Consider the following 14,574-nt stretch of genomic DNA (forward strand, 5'->3'; position numbering starts at 1 on the left):
TTTCACCAGGTGGAGTCCGTCTCCGCAGTCATCGGGACGATCGCGGAGGGCCGCTCGGGCGGGCGGTAGTGTGGGCGGTGGTAACTGCGTTCTCCTCCTCGTCGGTTGGCGTCCCCACCGAACCGACGGATCCCGATGCGAGGATGTGACAGGTGACCGGAGAAAGCTTTCCGACAGAGCCGGCAGAGCCGGCAGAGCCGGCAGGACTGGCAGAGCCGGCAGAGCTGGCAGAGCTGGCAGCGCGGTTCGAGGCCGAGCGCCCCCAACTGCGTTCGGTGGCCTACCGGATGCTCGGGTCGATCGCGGAGGCCGAGGACGCCGTCCAGGAGGCCTGGCTGAAGCTGAGCCGCAGCGACGTCAGCGGGGTGCGGAACCTCGGGGCGTGGCTCACCACCGTGGTCGGCCGGGTCTGCCTGGACCAGTTGCGCTCCCGCACCTCCCGCCGGGAGGACCCGCTGCCCGAGCAGGAGGGGCAGGTGCGGCTGCCGGATCCGGTGGTCAGCGGGCTGGCCGCGCTGGACCCGGTGCACGAGATCCTGGTCGCCGACTCGGTGGGGATCGCGCTGATGGTGGTCCTGGAGGCGCTGTCCCCGGCGGAGCGGGTGGCCTTCGTGCTGCACGACATGTTCGAGGTGCCCTACGACGGGATCGCCGAGGTGCTGGGCCGCACCCCCGCCTCCACCCGGCAGTTGGCCAGTCGCGCCCGCCGTCGGGTGCAGGGCGCGACCCCGCCCGCGGACACCGACAACGTCCGCAAGCGCGAGGTGGTGGAGGCCTTCCTCAGCGCCTCCCGGGCCGGTGACTTCGAGGCCCTGCTGACGGTGCTGGACCCGGACGTGGCGGCCCGTTCCGACGGCGGCGCGCTGGTGCCGAGCGTGCTGCGCCGGGGTGCGGCGGACGTCGCCTCGCAGGCGATCGCCTTCGCCCGGTTCGCGGCCGGCGGCGAACTGGTCCTGGTCAACGGCTCGCCCGGGGTGGTGTCCTTCGCCGACGGCCGTCCGCTGTCGGTCATGTCCTTCACCATCCACGCGGGCCGCATCACCGAGATGAACATCCTGACCGACCCGACCCGGCTGGCCGCGTTGGGCCTGACGGCCTGAGGACCCGGGGTGCCCCGAGGCCGTCCGGCACCCCGCCGGACGGCCCGGGAGCGTTCAGGCCAGGCCGCCGGTGGCGCGCAGGTTCTGGCCGGTGAGCCAGCGGCCGTCCGGCCCGGCCAGGAAGGCGACGACGTCGGCGACGTCCTCGGGCAGCCCGAGACGGCGCAGCGGGGTGAGCCCGGCGACACGGGTGAGCGCCTCGGGCGGGTTGGTGCCGCGCAGCAGGTCGGTGTCGGTGGCGCCGGGCGAGACGGTGTTGACGGTGATCCCGCGCGGTCCGAGTTCGACGGCGGCGACGGCGGTGAGCTGCTCGACGGCGCCCTTGCTGGCGGCGTACGCGGCGATGCCGGGGACGGGCCGGACGGTGTTCGCGGTGGAGATGTTGACGATCCGTCCGCCGTCGCGCATCCGGCGGGCGGCGTAGCGGACGGTGGTGAAGGCGGCGCGGGTGTTGACGCCCAGGACGGCGTCCAGGGCGTCGTCGTCCATCTCGGCGAGCGGGGTGGGGACGAAGGGCCTGGCGGCGTTGTTCACCAGGACGTCCAGCCCGCCGAGCCGTTCCTCCGCCTCGGCCATCAGCCGCTCGGCGGCGCCCGCCTCGCCGAGGTCGGCCCGCAGGGCCCAGGCGCGGCCGCCCTCGGTCTCCACGGCACGGACCGTCTCGGCGGCAGCCTCCTCGTCGCGGGCGTAGCCGAAGACCACCTGCGCGCCGTCGCGCGCCAGTCGTCGGACGACGGCCCGCCCGATGCCCCGCGAGCCGCCCGTGACGACCGCGGCCTTGCCGCCCAGCGCCAGTGGTTCCGCCATGCTTCCTCCACGTGTTCGACGGGTGAGTTGTCACACTCTCGCGCTACCGTGCCGCGCATGGCGAACTTTGTACTCGTGGCGGGCGCGTGGCTCGGAGCCTGGGCCTGGGACGAGGTGGTGTCGGAGCTGAGGGCGGCCGGGCACGGGGCGTACCCGCTGACGCTCTCCGGCCTCGCGGAGAGGCGGGGTGAGCCCGCCGGGCAGCAGGCGCACGTCGCGGACGTCGTGGCCGAGGTGGAGGGGCGTGACCTGCGGGACGTGGTGCTGGTCGGGCACAGTTACTCGGGCGTCCCGGTCGGCCAGGCCGCCGAGCGGATCGGCGACCGGCTGGCCCGGCTGGTCCTGGTGGACGCCGACGTGCCGGTGGCGGGGGAGTCCTTCGCCGACCGGATACCGGAGCCGGCCGCGCTGCGGGCCGACCTCGCCGCCCACGGGGGCTGGTGGCCGCCGCTGCCGCCCGCCGAGTTCGCCGGGCAGGGGCTGACGACGGGGCAGATCGCCCGGATCGCCGAGCGGGCCACCCCGCACCCGGGCGCCTCGCTGACCGAGCCGGCCGTACTGGAGGGCCCGGTGAGCGCTCTGCCGGTGGTGTACGTGAAGTGCCTGCTGGACTGGCCGGAGCCGCCCCCGGGGGTGGCCGGGCTGGTCGCGGACGGCCACTGGCGGCTGGTCGAACTGGACACCGGGCACTGGCCGATGTTCTCCCGGCCTGCCGAACTCGCCCGGATCCTGCTGGACTCGGCTCGGACCGACGGGTCCGAGGCCGGCGGTCCGGCTCAGGCCGACAGGCCGGCTCAGAACGACAGGTTGGCTCAGAACGACAGGTAGGCCGCGCTGCCGACGCCGGCCAGGAAGCAGTAGACCGCGAACGGCGTCAGGCTGCGGGTCTCGAAGTACTTGGTGAGGAACCGCACCGAGACGTACCCGACGGCGAAGGCGGCGACGCTGCCCGCGACGACCGGGCCGAGCACGGAGGAGTTCTCCGGCTTGAACAGCTCGGGGACCTTCAGCGCCGAGGCGGCCAGGATGACCGGCGTGGCGAGCAGGAAGGAGAACCGGGCGGCGTCCTCGTGGTGCAGCCCGCGCAGGATGCCGGCGCTCATGGTGACGCCGGAGCGGCTGATGCCGGGGAACAGCGCGAGGATCTGCGCGGCGCCGATCCAGGCGCCCTGCCCGTAGCCGAGCTTGGTCAGCCGGTGGTCGGAGGCGACCGCCGGGTCCAGGCCCGGCTCGTCCACGGGGGCGGCGTGCCCGGCCCGGCGGCGGCCGGTGCCGCCGCGCTTGAGCCGCTCGGCGCCGAGCAGCACCAGCCCGTTGAGGGCGAGGAAGACGGCGGCCGGGACGGGCTTGCCGAGCGCGTTGCGCAGCGCCTTCTCCAGTACGAGGCCGGCCACCCCGACCGGGATGGTGGAGAGGATGAGCAGCCAGGCGAGCTTCTCGTTGCGGGACTCCACCCGGCGGTGGCGGATCGAGGTGAACAGTCCGCTGACGACGCGGACCCAGTCCTTCCAGAAGTACACGACCAGCGCGAGCGCGGTGGCCAGGTGCAGGGCGACCAGGGCGGCGAGGTAGGAGGAACCCTCGGCGGTCATGTCGAGGTCGTGCTGGATCTTCCCGCCGATCAGGGCGGGCAGCAGGATGCTGTGGCCGAGACTGGAGACCGGGAAGAGTTCGGTCACACCCTGCAGCAGGCCGACGCCTATCGCTTCCGGGTAGGTCAGGGTGGACATCGCGCACCTTCGCTCGGGGGTCGGCGGCCGGCCTGGATCCGGTGGCCCCCGCGAAGCTACTACGGGCATGTAGACGCCCGGCAGCCCCGCCGCCAGAAGTTCACCGACCGTACGTCCGGGTGACACCGGGGCTGAGGTGGTGGATCAGCACCCCTGCTACGGCGGCCAGCACGGTGGTGGACGGGACGGCCCGGTGCGCCGCGTCGCCGAACACGACGGCGGCGGTCACCGCCAGCGGGGTGCCCACCAGCGGGAGGGCGACGGTCAGGACGGCGGGCAGGCGGTGCATCGTGGCTCCCCGGGGGCTCGGGTTCGGGTTCGGCTGCGGGTTCGTCGGCAAGGTCGACCGCGGAGTCGACTGCGGGGCCGACCTTGGGGTGCGGGGTCGACGCACGCCACGATGCCGCCTCCCGCAGCGTCAGGTTCAAGTCCTTTTCGCCGCGGCCCCGGGCGGGCCGGGACACGCCCTGGGTGCCCGAGGGTCAGCCCGTCGCCACCCGCCGCCAGCCCGACCCGTCCGCCGCCACCGGCGCGGCCGCGAAGTCGTACCGCAGCAGGTCCGGCCCGAGCGCCAGCAGCGAGATCGACGAGGAGCCCCAGATCCGCCCGTCGCCGAAGTCCCGCCGCTGGACCAGCGCCGCGTCCGCGTCCGGCGCCAGCCCGTCCCCGGCGACGATCGGCAGCCACGCGCCCCAGGCCCGCTCGGCCGGCCCGTCGCCGGTCGGCTCGGGCCGGGGTGCGGCGGTGAAGCGGGCCCGGAAGTGGTCGGCGCGCGCGGTCATCAGCGCGCTGATCCGCTCGGAGGCGGAGCGGTTGGCGGCCAGGCCCTCCAGCCCGTCGTTGAGCACCACGCTGAGGCCCGCGGGCAGTTCGCGCTCCTCCAGCAGTCCGCCGCCCCAGCTGGCGAGGGTGGCGCCGTCCGGGCGGACCAGGACGAGGTGGAAGGGGTCGTACGGGGTGAGGTCGAGGTGGCCGATCCCGCCCTGCGTGACGGCGGTGAGCGGCAGTTGGCCGCGGGTGAGCCGGGAGTCGGCGGGGACGGGCGGGCCGAAGCCGTTCAGCAGGCAGGCGGCGGTCCGCCGGGCGGGGTCGACGGCCAGCCAGGTGCCGCCGGCCGCGAGGTCGAGCCCGCCGAGCAGCCCGGGCCGCTGCGGCCAGTGGTGGTCCGGCGGCAGCCAGGCGCGGCCCAGGTACTCGTCCCGGACGGACAGCAGCAGCACCGGCACCGCCGCTGCCGGTTCGATGCTGACGAATGCCGTGCACACGACCCTGTTCCCCCTGACCTCTTCCTGCCAGCGATCCTCGCACGGCTGTTCGTACACCCGGAAGTGGCCCAAGGAACCCGGTGCCGAATGCACCAGAGCGGCGGGCCACTGGGCGCCTAGGCTGGCGCTCATGACGACGAACGAGACCGTGACGACCCCCGACGGAACGCCCCACGCCCACGTGCCCGCCCCGGCCCAGCGCATCGTGCTGCCGAAGCTCGCCCCCGCCTACTACCAGGCGATGGTCGCCGTGGACCAGGCCTCCCGGACCGGTCTCGACCCGGTGCTCGCCGAGCTGGTCAAGGTGCACGCCTCGATGATCAACGGCTGCGCCTTCTGCATCGACATGCACGCCACCGACGCGGTCAAGCAGGGCGAGCAGGAGCACCGCCTGCTCTCCCTCCCGGCCTGGCGCGAGACCTCCTGGTTCACTGCCCGCGAGCGTGCCGCCCTGGCCCTCACCGAGTCGGTCACCCTGCTGACCCAGGGCCATGTGCCGGACGCCGTGTGGGCGGAGGCCGCCGAGCAGTTCGAGGAGGCGGAGCTGGCCCAGCTGGTCGCGCTGATCGCCACCATCAACGCCTGGAACCGGATCGGTGTCAGCACCCGCATGAGCCCGGCCGCGAAGTGAGCGGGGCCGAGGCGATGACGACGCACGGCGACGCGACCGCCCGGCAGGAGAAGGCCCGGCTGCTGCGCGAGCTGCACCGCCCGGGCGCGCCACTGGTGCTGGCCAACGTGTGGGACGCGGCGAGCGCCCGCCTGGTGGCCGGCGCCGGGGCGCGGGCGGTGGCGACGGCCAGCGCGAGCGTCTGCTGGTCGCTCGGCAGCCCGGACGGCGGCCGCGCCGACCGCGAGCGGGTGCTGGCCCGGACCGCCGAGGTGGTCCGGTCGGTGGCCCTGCCGGTCACCGCCGACCTGGAGGACGGCTACGCCGCCACCGCGGCCGGGGTCGGCGAGACCGTCACCGCGCTGCTCGCGACCGGTGCCGTCGGGGTGAACCTGGAGGACGGCGGACGCCCCCTGGCGGAGGCCGCCGAGCGGATCGCGGCGGCCCGGGCGGCGGCGGACGCGGTCGGCGTCCCGCTGTTCGTCAACGGCCGCACCGACGTGTTCCTGCTGGGGATCGGCGCCCCGGAGGGCCGGCTGGACGAGGCGGTCCGCCGGCTGCGGGCGTACGTCGAGGCGGGCGCGGACGGCGTGTTCGTCCCCGGCGTGACCGACCCGGAGACCGTCGCCGCCCTGGTCGCGGCCGTCCCGGCGCCGCTGAACGTGCTCGCCGGCCCGGGCTCCCCGTCCGTCGCCGAGCTGGCGAAGCTCGGCGTGGCCCGGATCAGCCTCGGCCCGGGCCTGGCCAAGGCGGCCTACGCGGCGGTCCGCCGGGCCGCCGAGGAGGTGTACGCGAGCGGTACGTACACCGCCCTCGACGGCGGGCTCACCTACCCGGAGCTCAACGGCCTCTTCACGGGCTGACCAGGGACCGTCTTCGGAACCCCGTCTGCGGGGTGAGGACGGACCCGAGCCGCGACCGGTCGACCGGACGGGGGTCGGCCGACCGGTCGCGGGGGAGCCGACGGGCAGGTCAGTCGACGGGCAGGTCAGCCGATCTGCCCGCTGAGGCCCGGGTGGCTCATCTGGTTGGTGCCGATGGCCTCCACCTCGTTGGCGGTGTGCCCGACCACCGGGAGCTTGCCCGCGGTCTGCAGGGCGAGGTCGGCGGGGGAGAGGTTGAGCCCGTCGGTCAGGCCGTTGGTGGCGTCCGGCGAGGAGGCGGTCTGGGTGGTGGCCGAGGCCACCGGGGCGGCGAGGGCGAGACCCGCCATGGTGAGGGCGGCCAGGGTCGCGAGCTTCTTCACGCCGCGGTTCTTCACGCCGTGGTTCTTCACGCCGGGGTTCGTCATTCCGTGGTTCGTCATTCCGTGGTTCGTCATGCACTGCCGAACGACCCGGCCGCCCTCAGGTCACCGGCCGGATCGAACGGTCACCCACAGAGTTCGCACGCTGTTGCTCACGAACGACGCGATCGGCTCGTTCGTCCGCCCCTCCGCCAGGGCCAGTCCGGGGAAGCGCGTGAACAGGTGCCGCAGCGCCGTCTCGGCCTCCAGCCGGGCCAGTCCGGAGCCGAGGCAGAAGTGCGGACCGTGGCCGAGCGACAGGTGCCGGGCGGGCTGCCGGGTGAGGTCGAAGCGGTCGGCGTCGGGGTGGTGCCCGGAGTCCCGGCCGGCCGCCGCGTACGAGGCCAGCAGCGCCTCGCCGCGCCGGATCACCACGTCCCCGACCTCGATGTCCTCGATGGCGTAGCGCAACGGGAACTGCCCGACCGGCGAGTCGTAGCGCAGCGTCTCCTCGACCACCGCCGACCACGGCTGCGCGCCGTCCAGGACGAGCCGCAGCTGCTCGGGGTGGGCGAGCAGGGCGCGGACGGCGTTGGTGATCAGGTTGAGCGTGGTCTCGTGCCCGGCGACCAGCATCAGCAGCAGGGTGCCGACCAGCTCGGCCTCGCTGAGCCGCTGCCGGTCGGGGCGGTGGGCGGCATCGCGGGCGGCGATCAGGTCGGTGGTCAGGTCGTCGCCGGGCGCGGCCCGCTTGGCCGCCACCACCGAGGCCAGCAGCGCGTTCAGGTCCCTCTGGGCGGCGATGGCCGCGGCCGGGGTGGCCGAGCTGGAGACCAGGGTGTCGGACAGCGCGTGCAGTTCGTCCTGCTGCTCCAGCGCGAGGCCGAGCAGCTCGCCGATCACCTGCATCGGCAGCGGGTAGGCGAAGTGCTCGCGCAGGTCGAACTCGCCGTCCAGCTCGGCGACGTCGTCGAGCAGCGCGATGGTCCTGGCCTCGATCGCGGGGGCCAGGTCGGCGATCCGGCGCGGGGTGAAGGCCTGCGAGACCAGTCCGCGCAGCCGCCGGTGGTCCTCGCCGTCGGCGGTGACCATGCCGGGGACGGAGATGAAGTTGGTCAGCGGCCAGCCTTCGGGGAGCCGTCCTTCCCGGAAGGTCGTCCACAGTCGGGCGTTCTTGCCGACGCGGGGGTCGGTGAGCAGCGACTGGAGGGTGTCGTGGTGGGTTATCGCCCAGACCACCACCCCGCCAGGGAGCTCCACCAGGACCGCGGGGCCGGCCGCTCGGAGGCGGGCGTTCTCTGCGTGCTGGTCGCCTCCGTAGGGGTCGAGTCTGACGGGCTCGGGGCGGGTTCCTGCGGAGCCGGCGGCGGTGTCCATGCGGGCCTCTCGGGGGCTGGCGGGCGGGGCGGGGTGAAGGCGCTGTACAGCACCGGCAGGGCGGTCAGGGCACGCGACCACGGAGACGGGCGCCAGGTCAGTTCGCCCGCCGGGACGGCGAGTTGGAGGTCCGGCAGGCGGTGCAGCAGGGTCTCGACGGCGGTCTCGACGATGATCCGGGCCGGCTGCTGGGCCGGGCAGACGTGCCGGCCCGCACCCCACGCGAGGTGCGCCCGGTTGCCGCCGAGAGAGCCCTGCGCGGCGGCGGAGACGCCCTGGGCGGCCGGGTCGCCGTTGGCCGCGGCGAGGCCGAGGACGAGCATGTCGCCGGCGGTGATGTACTGGCCGCCGAGCACGGTGTCGCCGGTGGCCCAGCGGCCGGGGAAGTTCTGCGTCGGCGGGTCGCGCCAGAGCACCTCCTCCAGCGCGTCGGAGACGGTGAGCCGGCCCCCGGTCAGGGTGGCCCGGAAGCGCCGGTCGGTGAGCAGCAGCCGCAGGGTGTTGCCGGTCCAGTTGATCGAGGTCTCGTTGCCCGCGACCATCAGCACCACCAGGTGGTGCACCGCCTCCTCGTCGGTCAGCCCGGCCGGGTGGGCGAGCAGCCAGGAGGTGAGGTCGGCGCTGGGCGCGGCCCGGCGGCGCCGGACGAGGTCGACCAGGATCGACTGGAACTCGGCTCCGGCCCGCTGCGACTCCGCGCTGCTGTCCACGAAGTGGCTGATCAGTTCGACCAGGCGGGGCCCGGCCTCGACCGGCAGGCCGATCAGCTGGGTGAAGACCAGCAGCGGCAGCCGCCGCGCGTACTGGGCGATCAGGTCGGCGGTGCCGTCCGGACCCCAGCTGTCGATCAGGCCGTTGGCGGCGGCCTCGGTGGTCTCGCGCAGCTGGTGGTGGTCGATCTGGGCGAGGGTGTCCGAGACGGCGGAGCGCAGCCGCTGGTGCTCGGCTCCGTCCAGGTTGAGCAGGGTCGGCCGCCAGGAGGTCATCGTCAGCAGCCGGGAGTCGGGGGCCAGCCGGCCCTCGGCGGGTACCCGCCAGCGGCGCGAGTCCTTGGAGAACAGCGCCTCGTTGCGGGTGAGTTCGAGCAGTTCCGCGTAGCCGAGGACGAGCCAGGCCTCGACCCCGGGCTCCAGCTCGATCGGAGCGACCGGGCCGTAGCGCTCGCGCAGCCGGGCGTACAGGCCGTGCGGGTCCTCGGCGACGGCCGGTCCGTACAGCGGGGTCAGAGGTACACCCACGGGCAGACCGCCGGACAGTCCGCCGTGCGCGACGGGACAGCCGTGGGCGGGTGCGGCGCCGGGCAGTCCGCCGCCGGGTTCGGGGGCGCTCATCCCTGCAGCTCCAGGATCGAGCTGCGGTGCAGGTGGTCGACGAAGTCGATCAGCAGGTCGTACGACTGCCGCCGGTCGCGGGCGTCGCAGAACAGGATCGGCACCTCCGGCAGCAGGTCCAGCGCCGAGCGCAGCTCCTCCTCCGGGTAACTCGGTGTGTCCGGGAAGGTGTTGACCGCCACGGCGAACGGGATGCGCTGCTCCTCCAGCCGGCCGAGGACGTCGAAGCTCTCGTCCGGGCGGCGCAGGTCGACCATGGCGATGGCGCCGAGCGCGCCGCGCGACAGGTCGTCCCAGAGCGGCCAGAACCGCTGCTGCCCGGGCGTGCCGAACAGGTACAGCGCGAGCCGCGGGTTGAGCGTGATCCGCCCGAAGTCCAGCGCGACCGTGGTGGTCGTCTTGGTGCCGCGCCCGGTGAGGTCGTCGACGCCGCTGCTGGCGGCGGTCATGGTCTCCTCGGTGCGCAGCGGGGTGATCTCGCTCAACGAGCCGACCAGGGTGGTCTTGCCGACCCCGAACGGGCCGGTGACCAGGATCTTGACCGCACCCTGCACCGAGGACGGCAGGTACTGCGGCCCACCGGCGGACCCGGCGGCGTCGGGGGCGTCGGGGGCGGCTTCAGCGGAGTTGGCGGAGGCCAACGAGCACCTCTTCCAGGAGGGTTGTGGGCAGGCGTTCGGCCTGCGGGACGGGCGGGAGCACCTGCACGGCGCCGAGGTCCCACAGGTCCCCGACCAGCACCTTGACGACGCCGAGCGGCAGCCCCAGGTGGGCCGCCACCTCCGCGATGGACAGCAGGCTGTGGCAGAGCCCGAGGATGCGCCGGTGCTCGCGGTTCAGCAGGGCGTGCTCGGGCAGTTCCGGCGGCTCGGGCAGTTCCGGTCGTCCGGGTAAGGCGCTGACCAGGCTCTCCACGGCCAGCTCGGCCCGGGTGGAGCGGCTGCGCCCACCGGTGATGACGTACGGCCGGACCGGCCCGCTCACCGGTGGCCCCCCGCCGCGTGGTCGACGCGCGGCGGGCTGGTGAGGTGGGTGCCGATCCGCTCGACCAGGACCTGCATCTGGTAGGCGACCAGGCCCGCGTCCACGGCCTCGCTGGTCACCACGGCCAGGTGCGCCCCGGCTCCGGCGGCGACGATGAAGAGGTAGCCGCCGCCGTACTCGATGATGATCTGGCGGGTGGCGCTGCCCGGTCCGCCGAAGCCGGTCGCGACGCCGCGGGCCAGTGACTGCAGCCCGGAGCAGGCGGCGGCGAGCCGTTCGGCGTCCTCGCGGGCGATGCCCGCGCTGCGGCCGATCTCCAGGCCGTCGTTGGAGACGACGACGGCGTGCTGGACCTGCGGGACGGCGATGATGTCGGCGAGCAGCCAGCCGAGGTCAGGGGTGGTGGTCATGGAACTCTCCGGAGCGCTGGGGAAGTCGGGGGAAACTCGGGGGAAGCGGGCGGGGAAGGGTCAGTGCTGGCCGGGCGGGTGCTGCGCCTGGGCCTGGGCGGCCGATCGGCCGCTGGCGGTGCCGGCCTGGAACATCGCCATGAACGCCTGTGCGTCCAGGGCCGAGCGGTACGGCGGTGCGGGCGGCGGCTGGGGAGCGGCGTGCTGGGCGGGGCGGCCCGCGCGGTTGCGTCGGTGGCTCCGGCGGGGCAGCGGCGGCGGGGTGTCGCCGGCGGCGGGGGCGAGGCCGGGCGGTGGGGTCTCCACCAGGGGGTGGCTGGCGGGGGAGGCGGGCCGGGGGTCGGGGTGGAACGCCGGGTCGTGCGGCCCGAGACCGGGGACGGTGGGCGGCAGCGGTTCGGTGAGCAGCGCGTTCGGCAGCAGGACGACCACCCGCACCCCGCCGTACGGCGAGGGCGCCGAGCTGAGGGTGACCCGGAAGCCGTACTGCTCGGCGAGCCGGCCGACCGCCGCCAGGCCCAACTGCGGTACCTCGCCCAGCCGGGAGACTTCCAGGGTGCTGCCCCCGGCCAGCGCGGCGGCGGCCTTTCCGACGGCCTGCTCGGGCATGCCGACACCGCCGTCGTCGATCTCGATGACGGCGCCGTTGTGCACCGGCATGAGGGTGACGAACACCTGGGTGCTGGGCGGGGAGTAGCGGGTGGCGTTGTCCAGCAGCTCGGCGACCGCGTGGATCAGAGCCTCGGCCGCGGCGCCGACCACCGCGGTCTCGATCCGGCTGCGGACGACCACCCGCTGGAACGGCAGGATGCGCGACTGGGCGCCGCGGACGACGTCCTCCAGGGTGACCGGTTCCGGCCAGTGCCGTCCGGCCCGGGCGCCGCACAGCACGGCCAGGGTCTGGGCCAGCCGGGCCTGTTGGGCCGCCGCGTGGTCGGCCTTGAGCAGGCCCTCCAGCAGCGCCGGGTCGTCGTGGGTGCGCTCCATCTCGTCCAGCAGCGCCTGCTGGTCGTGGGCCATCACCAGGATCCGGCGGGCGACGCTGAGGAAGGCCCGCTGGGTGGAGGCGGTGAGCTCCTGTTCCTGCTGGACGACGGCCAGTTCGGCGCCGCGGCGGGAGAGTTCGGCGCCGAGCTGCTCCTGGAGCCGGGCGAGTTCGCGCTGCAGCCGGTCGCCGCGGCGGCGCTGGGTGACGGAGACGGCGTGGTAGCGCGCGGCGGCCACGAGGGCGAGGACGGCGAGTACGCCGGTTGCCGTTACGGACCACTGAGTCATCGTCACGCGGCGAATTCTAGGGTGATGATCCTACGAAGGTGTGAACGAATCTCGCCAGGTGACCGGATCTCGTCAAAATCGAGTCAATCCGGCCTCAATCCGGCCTCGTTCGCCCCCGACCACCCCGCCTGGCGCGGCCTCGGACCGGCGCCGCTGGGCCGACCGCACTCCGACTCCGGTGCACCTGATGGCCGAATCGCGTCCCGGGATGTGTGGGGCATGTGTGCAGGGTGTTGCGGAAGGGGCGACGTCCGGTGCAGGAGCAGCAGCGCTACGTCGTCCGGCCGGGACCGCCGCTCGGTCACGTTCAGGGTCAGCAGGTCGGCCAGCCGCTCCAGCGCGGGCCCCGGACCGATCCGCTCGGGCCCGGCCTGCCGGGCCCACAGCTCCAGCCCGCCCAGCATCCGCTGCACCGACTCGTCGTAGTCCTCCTCGCGGTCCTCGACCAGCCCGTCGGTGTAGGCCAGCAGCGTCTCGTCGACCGCCAGCCGGTCCACCGCCAGCGGGTACGGCTGCTCCGGGGCCACGCCCAGCGGCGGCCCTCCCGGCAGGTCCAGCTCGACGGCCCGGGCCCCGGTGGTGATCCGCACCGGCGCCGGGTGCCCGGCCCGGGCCGCGGTCAGCGTGCCGTCGGCCGGGTCCAGGGCCAGGAAGAGGCAGGTCGCGAACAGCTCGGTGTCCAGCTCCGCCAGCAGCCGGCTGGTGCGGGTCAGTGTGGCGGCCGGGTCGTGCCCGTCCGTCGCGTACGCCCGCAGTCCGCTGCGCAGCTGGCCCATCACGGCGGTCGCCTCGGCGTTGTGCCCCTGGACGTCGCCGATCACCAGCCCGATCCGGCGGTCCGGCAGTCGCAGCAGGTCGTACCAGTCGCCGCCGATCTGCATGCCCTCGGTGCTCGGCAGGTAGCGGGCGGCACTGGCGATCCCGGGCAGCCGGGGCAGGGTGCGCGGCAGCATCGCCCGCTGCAGCTCGGTGGCCCGCTGGTGGTGGGTGTCGTACAGCCGGGCCCGCTCCAGGGACTGCGCGAGGATCCCGGCGAAGGCCGAGTACAGGGTGCGGTCCTCGCGGCTGAAGGCCCGCTCGGCGGCGAAGGTGATCAGGCAGGAGCCGACCTGCTGCCCCGAGGCAACCAGCGGCAGCACCGCCCAGGCGGCCGGGGCGAGCGGGTCGCGCCGGGTGCGGGCGGCGGAGGGCTCGCTGAACAGCGGGGCGGAACGGGTCAGCGAATGCCGCATCACGTCCTCCGACAGGTCCGCCAGCCGGGTGAGCTCGGTGCGGCGCGGCCCCCCGTACACGGTGTGCGAGACGGGCAGCAGCCGGCCCTCGTCCACCAGGTCGAGGACGATGCCCGCGGCGCCCAGCGCCGGACGGACGATGTCGGTGACCGCGGTGGTGACGTCCCGGACGGTCACCGCCCGCGACAGCGCCCGGGTCAGCGTCAGCAGCAGCGCCGTCCGGGCGGCGGCGGGCGAACCGCCCTCGTCGGTCGGCGGGCGCTCCCGGTGCCCGACGTCCGCGAGCAGCCCGGCGATCCGCACCGGCCGGCCGTGCACGTCCAGCAGCACCTCGCCGGACTCCTCCACCCGCGCCACCCCGCCGCCCTGGCGCAGCACCCGGTAGCCGATCCGGTAGCGCCCGCCGGCGGCCAGCGCCTCGGCGAGCGCGGCCTGCACGTCCGGTAGGTCCTCGGGGTGGAGCAGCCGGTCCAGCTCGGGGGCGGAGCCGTCCGCGGACACCGGCCGGCCGACCACCCGGAACGCCTCGGCGTCCCAGAAGCTCTCCCCGGTGACCAGGTCCCGCTCGAAGGCGCCGTGCCCGGCGGCCCGGACCGCGAGCGACAGCAGCGGAGGGGCCGGCCCGGTCGGGCGGCCGTCCTCCCCTTCCGGCGCCGGGCCGCCGGATAACCGGACGTCGGCGTGGCCCAGCAGGTGGTCGATCCGGTGCGCGCACGCCTCGGCGATCGTCTCCAGGACGTCCAGGTCGCGCCGCGGGACGGTCCCCCGGTGCGCCAGCGCCAGCGCGAGGACGCCGACCGGCCGCTCGTCCACGGCCATCGGCAGGGCGATCACCGCGACCATCCCGGTGCCCAGCCCGACGTTCCGGTTCGGGTAGTCGACGCTGGTGTGCTCCGGGCTCAGCAGGTACGGGCGGCGCAGCCGCAGGGCCATCGCCGCGGGCAGCTCACCGGCCGGATCGACCACGCCGTAGCGCTCGTGCGCCCACTCCGGCAGCCCGTGCGAGGCGGTCAGCCGCAGCATCCCGGCGGAATCCAGCAGGTAGAGCGCGGAACCCTCGCCGGTGATCCACCCCGGGCCCTCGGCCAGGACGGTGCCGAGCAGTTCGGCGGCACTGGTGCAGCCGAGCAGCAGACGCACGCAGCGCATCGCACTGCGCGTGGTCGTACTGCTGAGCGGCGTCCGGTACTCGTCGGCGGGGGGCACTGATTCTTAATACCCCATTTCC

At 74.6% G+C, this 14,574-nt stretch carries 16 protein-coding genes; 4 read left to right on the forward strand and 12 right to left on the reverse strand.

The genetic code is table 11. The features are described from left to right. Nucleotides 1-224: 224 nt before the first annotated feature. Nucleotides 225-1,100, forward strand: a complete 876-nt coding sequence (locus ACZ3TI_RS26030) for a sigma-70 family RNA polymerase sigma factor (protein ID WP_465730209.1) — start codon at nucleotides 225-227, stop codon at nucleotides 1,098-1,100. A 54-nt stretch (nucleotides 1,101-1,154) separates the two neighbouring features. On the opposite strand, the gene ACZ3TI_RS26035 is transcribed toward ACZ3TI_RS26030, so the two are convergent. After that, nucleotides 1,155-1,907: an SDR family oxidoreductase gene (locus tag ACZ3TI_RS26035; RefSeq protein WP_465730126.1), complete on the reverse strand. Its 753-nt coding sequence runs from the start codon at nucleotides 1,905-1,907 to the stop codon at nucleotides 1,155-1,157. A gap of 57 nt (nucleotides 1,908-1,964) precedes the next feature. Here ACZ3TI_RS26035 and ACZ3TI_RS26040 point away from each other — a divergent pair, with 57 nt between their 5' ends. Beyond that, complete coding sequence (locus ACZ3TI_RS26040) at nucleotides 1,965-2,735, forward strand: alpha/beta fold hydrolase (protein WP_465730128.1); 771 nt, start codon at nucleotides 1,965-1,967, stop codon at nucleotides 2,733-2,735. Here ACZ3TI_RS26040 and ACZ3TI_RS26045 read toward each other — a convergent pair. The 3 genes from ACZ3TI_RS26045 to ACZ3TI_RS26055 form a co-directional block, all read right to left on the reverse strand. After that, on the reverse strand, nucleotides 2,720-3,637 hold the full coding sequence (locus ACZ3TI_RS26045) for an undecaprenyl-diphosphate phosphatase (protein ID WP_465730130.1): 918 nt from the start codon (nucleotides 3,635-3,637) through the stop codon (nucleotides 2,720-2,722). The two genes, ACZ3TI_RS26040 and ACZ3TI_RS26045, sit on opposite strands and share 16 nt — an antisense overlap. Before the next feature lie 100 nt (nucleotides 3,638-3,737). Further along, nucleotides 3,738-3,926: a hypothetical protein gene (locus tag ACZ3TI_RS26050; protein WP_465730132.1), complete on the reverse strand. Its 189-nt coding sequence runs from the start codon at nucleotides 3,924-3,926 to the stop codon at nucleotides 3,738-3,740. A 193-nt stretch (nucleotides 3,927-4,119) separates the two neighbouring features. Continuing rightward, nucleotides 4,120-4,902, reverse strand: coding sequence for an NRDE family protein (locus ACZ3TI_RS26055; RefSeq protein WP_465730134.1), 783 nt, complete (start codon nucleotides 4,900-4,902; stop codon nucleotides 4,120-4,122). 130 nt (nucleotides 4,903-5,032) lie between these two features. Here ACZ3TI_RS26055 and ACZ3TI_RS26060 point away from each other — a divergent pair, with 130 nt between their 5' ends. Next, the gene (locus tag ACZ3TI_RS26060) at nucleotides 5,033-5,533 is read left to right on the forward strand and encodes a carboxymuconolactone decarboxylase family protein (protein WP_465730136.1); all 501 of its coding nucleotides are present in this window, start codon (nucleotides 5,033-5,035) and stop codon (nucleotides 5,531-5,533) included. A gap of 14 nt (nucleotides 5,534-5,547) precedes the next feature. After that, on the forward strand, nucleotides 5,548-6,375 hold the full coding sequence (locus ACZ3TI_RS26065) for an isocitrate lyase/PEP mutase family protein (protein ID WP_465730138.1): 828 nt from the start codon (nucleotides 5,548-5,550) through the stop codon (nucleotides 6,373-6,375). A gap of 125 nt (nucleotides 6,376-6,500) precedes the next feature. Here the strand turns inward: ACZ3TI_RS26065 and ACZ3TI_RS26070 are convergent, their stop codons facing one another. The 8 genes from ACZ3TI_RS26070 to ACZ3TI_RS26105 form a co-directional block, all read right to left on the reverse strand. Further along, the gene (locus ACZ3TI_RS26070) at nucleotides 6,501-6,818 is read right to left on the reverse strand and encodes a hypothetical protein (RefSeq protein WP_465730140.1); all 318 of its coding nucleotides are present in this window, start codon (nucleotides 6,816-6,818) and stop codon (nucleotides 6,501-6,503) included. Between the two features lie 45 nt (nucleotides 6,819-6,863). Continuing rightward, on the reverse strand, nucleotides 6,864-7,976 hold the full coding sequence (locus ACZ3TI_RS26075; RefSeq protein ID WP_465730144.1) for a cytochrome P450 family protein: 1,113 nt from the start codon (nucleotides 7,974-7,976) through the stop codon (nucleotides 6,864-6,866). Next, on the reverse strand, nucleotides 7,961-9,445 hold the full coding sequence (locus ACZ3TI_RS26080; protein ID WP_465730146.1) for a cytochrome P450: 1,485 nt from the start codon (nucleotides 9,443-9,445) through the stop codon (nucleotides 7,961-7,963). Before ACZ3TI_RS26080 ends, ACZ3TI_RS26075 begins: the two co-directional genes overlap by 16 nt. Then, complete coding sequence (locus ACZ3TI_RS26085) at nucleotides 9,442-10,086, reverse strand: GTP-binding protein (RefSeq protein WP_465730148.1); 645 nt, start codon at nucleotides 10,084-10,086, stop codon at nucleotides 9,442-9,444. The genes ACZ3TI_RS26080 and ACZ3TI_RS26085 overlap by 4 nt, the downstream gene beginning before the upstream one ends. Continuing rightward, nucleotides 10,064-10,429: a DUF742 domain-containing protein gene (locus tag ACZ3TI_RS26090; protein WP_465730150.1), complete on the reverse strand. Its 366-nt coding sequence runs from the start codon at nucleotides 10,427-10,429 to the stop codon at nucleotides 10,064-10,066. Before ACZ3TI_RS26090 ends, ACZ3TI_RS26085 begins: the two co-directional genes overlap by 23 nt. After that, complete coding sequence (locus ACZ3TI_RS26095; protein ID WP_465730152.1) at nucleotides 10,426-10,839, reverse strand: roadblock/LC7 domain-containing protein; 414 nt, start codon at nucleotides 10,837-10,839, stop codon at nucleotides 10,426-10,428. Before ACZ3TI_RS26095 ends, ACZ3TI_RS26090 begins: the two co-directional genes overlap by 4 nt. 60 nt (nucleotides 10,840-10,899) lie before the next feature. Continuing rightward, the gene (locus tag ACZ3TI_RS26100; protein WP_465730211.1) at nucleotides 10,900-12,114 is read right to left on the reverse strand and encodes an ATP-binding protein; all 1,215 of its coding nucleotides are present in this window, start codon (nucleotides 12,112-12,114) and stop codon (nucleotides 10,900-10,902) included. A gap of 83 nt (nucleotides 12,115-12,197) precedes the next feature. Further along, nucleotides 12,198-14,552, reverse strand: coding sequence for a SpoIIE family protein phosphatase (locus ACZ3TI_RS26105; protein WP_465730154.1), 2,355 nt, complete (start codon nucleotides 14,550-14,552; stop codon nucleotides 12,198-12,200). Nucleotides 14,553-14,574: the final 22 nt, after the last annotated feature.

Source organism: Kitasatospora sp. NPDC023120 (genome assembly GCF_055560835.1).